A 3769-nucleotide genomic window follows, 5' to 3' on the forward strand; every position below is an offset into this window, starting at 1 on the left:
CCGCTCGGGCGTGCTGCGCGACCAGCCGACGGCCGCACGCCCTCCGGAACAGCGGGCGGAGTTCCCCGCTCCCGACCCGGCCCGCCCCTGAACCGCCCGGTCAGCGGACGGGGTTGCGGACGCCGTCGGCGAGTTCGGCGCTGAGGGCGCGCAGGGCGGTCAGGCCGGCCGCGGGGTCCGGGGCGTCGAGCACGCACCGGACCAGGGCGCTGCCGACGATGACGCCGTCGGCGTACCCGGCGACCGTCCCGGCCTGCGCTCCGGTGCCGACGCCCAGCCCCACGCCGACGGGCAGGTCGGTGACCTCGCGCAGCCGGGAGACCAGGATCGGCGCCGCGTCGGAGGTGCGCGCCCGGGCACCGGTGACGCCCATGATCGCGGTGGCGTAGACGAAGCCCCGGCAGTGCCCGACCGTCATCCGCAGCCGCGCGTCTGTGGAGGACGGCGAGACCAGGAAGGTCCGGTCCAGCCCGTACGCGTCGGACGCGGCCAGCCACTCGTCGGCCTCGTCGGGGATGAGGTCCGGCGTGATCAGGCCGGTGCCCCCGGCCGCCGCGAGGTCCCGGGCGAACGCGTCGACGCCGTACCGCTCCACGGGGTTCCAGTAGGTCATGGTGACCACCGGCGCGCCGGTGGCCGCGACCGCCTCGACGATGCGCAGCGTGTCGGAGGTCCGTACGCCGCCGGCGAGGGCGATGTCGCTGGCCCGCTGGATCACCGGGCCGTCCATCACCGGGTCGGAGTACGGGATCTCCACCTCGATGACGTCGACGCCGGCGTCGACCATCGCGGTCATCGCCGCGATGCTGCCCTCTACGGTCGGGAAGCCCGCCGGCATGCAGCCGACCAGCACGGCCCGCCCGTCGGCGCGGGCCTTGTCGAACGCCACCCCGATCCGGCTCACGCCGTCGCCTCCGTCCGCCGGGCACCACCGGGAGCGTGACCGGCGCACGGCCGGATGATTCGCCCGCTCATGGCTCACTGCTCCTTGTCGAGGATGCCGAAGTAGTCGCCGGCGGTGTGCACGTCCTTGTCGCCCCGCCCGGAGAGGTTGACCACGATGGTGGGCTCCCGGCCCAGCTCGGCGGCGAGCTTCGGGGCGATCGTCAGGGTGCCGGCGAGCGCGTGCGCGCTCTCGATCGCCGGGATGATGCCCTCGGTGCGGCAGAGCAGCTCGAACGCGGCCATCGCCTCGCGGTCGGTGACCGGCAGGTAGGTCGCCCGGCCGGTGTCGTGCAGCCAGGCGTGCTCCGGCCCGACGCCCGGGTAGTCCAGGCCGGCCGAGATCGAGTGCGACTCCCGGGTCTGCCCGTCGTCGTCCTGGAGCACGTAGGTGCGGGCGCCGTGCAGCACGCCGGAGGAGCCGCCGGTGATGCTGGCCGCGTGCCGGCCCGTCTCCACCCCGTCGCCGCCGGCCTCGAAGCCGTAGAGCCGCACGCCGGGGTCGCCCACGAAGGCGTGGAAGATCCCCAACGCGTTGGAGCCGCCGCCGACGCAGGCGGTGACCGCGTCCGGCAGCGCGCCGGTGAGGTCGAGGCACTGCTGGCGCGCCTCGTCGCCGATGCCCCGGACGAAGTCGCGGACCAGCGCCGGGAACGGGTGCGGCCCGGCCGCGGTGCCGATCAGGTAGTGGGTCTCGTCGACGTTGGCGACCCAGTCCCGCATCGCCTCGTTCATCGCGTCCTTGAGCGTCCGCGAGCCGTTGGTGACCGGGACGACGGTCGCGCCGAGCATCCGCATCCGGGCCACGTTCAGCGCCTGCCGCTCGGTGTCGACCTGGCCCATGTAGACCACGCACTCCAGGTCGAACAGGGCCGCGGCGGTGGCGGTGGCCACGCCGTGCTGGCCGGCGCCGGTCTCCGCGATCACCCGCGTCTTGCCCATCCGCCGGGTGAGCAGCGCCTGGCCGAGCACGTTGCGCACCTTGTGCGCGCCGGTGTGGTTGAGGTCCTCGCGCTTGAGCAGCACCCGGGCGCCGACCTTGGCGGAGAACCGCTCGGCGGCGTAGAGCAGCGAGGGGGTGCCGGCGTAGTCGCGCAGCAGGGCGCCGAACTCGGCCCGGAAGGACTCGTCGACCATCGCCGCGCGGTGCGCGGCGTCGAGTTCGTCCAGCGCCGCGACCAGCGCCTCGGGCACGAAGCGACCGCCGAAGCGACCGAAGTGACCGGCGGCGTCGGGCTGCGGACTCCTCGGGGCGGCCAGCGCGTCGGCGCTCATGCGATCGTCCTCTCGGTGCTGGCGAGCCGGCGCGGGATCAGCGCACCGGACGGGGCGTGGCCGGGTGGTTGCCGGCGTTGACCAGCTCGGCCACCGCCTCACGGGGGCTCTTCTGGGTGACCAGGCCCTCGCCGACCAGGACCGCGTCGGCGCCCGCCGAGGCGTACCGGATGAGGTCGTGCGGGCCGCGCACACCGGATTCGGCGATCTTGACCACCCTGCTGGGCAGGCCGGGCGCGATCCGCTCGAACACCGAGCGGTCGACCTCCAGGGTACGCAGATCGCGGGCGTTGACCCCGATCACCTGCGCACCGGCCTCGAGGGCGCGGTCGGCCTCTTCCTCGTCGTGCACCTCGACCAGCGCGGTCATGCCCAGCGACTCGATCCGCTCCAGCAGGCCGACCAGCGCGTTCTGCTCCAGCGCGGCGACGATCAGCAGCACCAGGTCGGCGCCGTGCGCCCGGGCCTCGTGCACCTGGTAGCTGGAGACGACGAAGTCCTTGCGCAGCACCGGGATGGTGACGGCGGCACGCACGGCGGCCAGGTCGTCCAGGGAGCCGCCGAACCAGCGCCCCTCGGTGAGCACGCTGATCGCCCGCGCGCCACCGGCGGCGTAGTCGCCAGCCAGGTCGGCCGGGTCGGCGATCTCGGCCAGCCGCCCCTTGGACGGCGACGAGCGCTTCACCTCGGCGATCACCGCGACGCCGGGCTTGCGCAGGGCCGCGTACGCGTCCAGTGGCGGCGGCGCGGCGGCGGCCAGTTCGCGGATCCGCTCCAGCGGAACCTCTTCCTGCCGCCGGGCCACGTCCTCACGCACGCCGGCCAGGATCTCGTCGAGCACGCTTACGGACGCCGCCGGACCGGCCTCGTCCCCCTCCGCGTGCGCATGCTCAGCAGTCACCAACGGACTCCCCTCTCCGGGTGTCATGGGCCGATGCTAGGGGGCGCCACCTGGCGACGGGTGCCGGGGGTATGGCGTGGCTCACGAGATGGGCTCCGGCATAATGGCCGACTTCCGGTGAAGGGAATGTCACGCAGCGCCACCCGTGCCCATCGACGACGGTCACCCGCCCGCGTCCCGGATGCGCCACCGTCGACATGGTCGGCACCCTATCCGGTGGGGCCGCCGGCCGCCCGGCCACACCGCCAGCGAGATCGCCGTCGAGCGCGCCCGCCCGGCCGCGACGACGGTCGTCGATGCTGTGACCAAGCTCAAGGACGAACGGCCCTTCCCTGCTGGTTACCCCCGGCGGAGAGTTGACGAGCCGGTCACCGCGCCGAAACGTGAGCCGGCGAGCATCTTCCTCGGGCAGACTCGACGACGCGCCTGCCCACCGTCACCAACGATCTCCGTGCGGGGTGATCATGAGCACTGTCGGGCCTCACCAGACCATCGGACTGACCACCATCTCGCGTACCGTCGCGTCGCTCGCCGTCGGTGTCGTGCACACCCTGGAGCGCGCGGTGGTGGGCGAGGGCCGGATGCGGACCGCCCGGGGCAACGCCTGGGAGGCCGTCTGCGCCGACCGGGCCCGCGCGAACCAGCGGGCCG

4 protein-coding genes are annotated in these 3769 nt (G+C 74.1%); 1 reads left to right on the top strand and 3 read right to left on the bottom strand.

Annotated elements, in window-relative coordinates; all coding sequences use genetic code 11:
• Window positions 1-100: 100 nt before the first annotated feature.
• The 3 genes from trpA to trpC all read right to left on the bottom strand — a co-directional run bounded on the left by trpA (window position 101) and on the right by trpC (window position 3058).
• On the bottom strand, window positions 101-904 hold the full coding sequence (gene trpA, locus NCC78_RS29045; RefSeq protein WP_250798521.1) for a tryptophan synthase subunit alpha: 804 nt from the start codon (window positions 902-904) through the stop codon (window positions 101-103).
• Between the two features lie 74 nt (window positions 905-978).
• Window positions 979-2217 (bottom strand): tryptophan synthase subunit beta, encoded by a 1239-nt coding sequence (gene trpB / locus NCC78_RS29050; protein WP_250798522.1) that lies wholly within the window; start codon window positions 2215-2217, stop codon window positions 979-981.
• A gap of 37 nt (window positions 2218-2254) precedes the next feature.
• The gene (gene trpC / locus NCC78_RS29055; RefSeq protein WP_250798525.1) at window positions 2255-3058 is read right to left on the bottom strand and encodes an indole-3-glycerol phosphate synthase TrpC; all 804 of its coding nucleotides are present in this window, start codon (window positions 3056-3058) and stop codon (window positions 2255-2257) included.
• A 524-nt stretch (window positions 3059-3582) separates the two neighbouring features.
• Here trpC and NCC78_RS29060 point away from each other — a divergent pair.
• A partial coding sequence (locus tag NCC78_RS29060) for a hypothetical protein (protein WP_250798524.1) occupies window positions 3583-3769 on the top strand: 187 nt, incomplete at its 3' end.

It is taken from the genome of Micromonospora phytophila, assembly GCF_023656545.1.
GTDB lineage: Bacteria > Actinomycetota > Actinomycetes > Mycobacteriales > Micromonosporaceae > Micromonospora > Micromonospora phytophila.

Bases quoted from the DNA above. Each gene is read 5' to 3' on its own strand.
- trpB (WP_250798522.1), bottom strand. From the start codon at position 2,217: ATGAGCGCCGACGCGCTGGCCGCCCCGAGGAGTCCGCAGCCCGACGCC.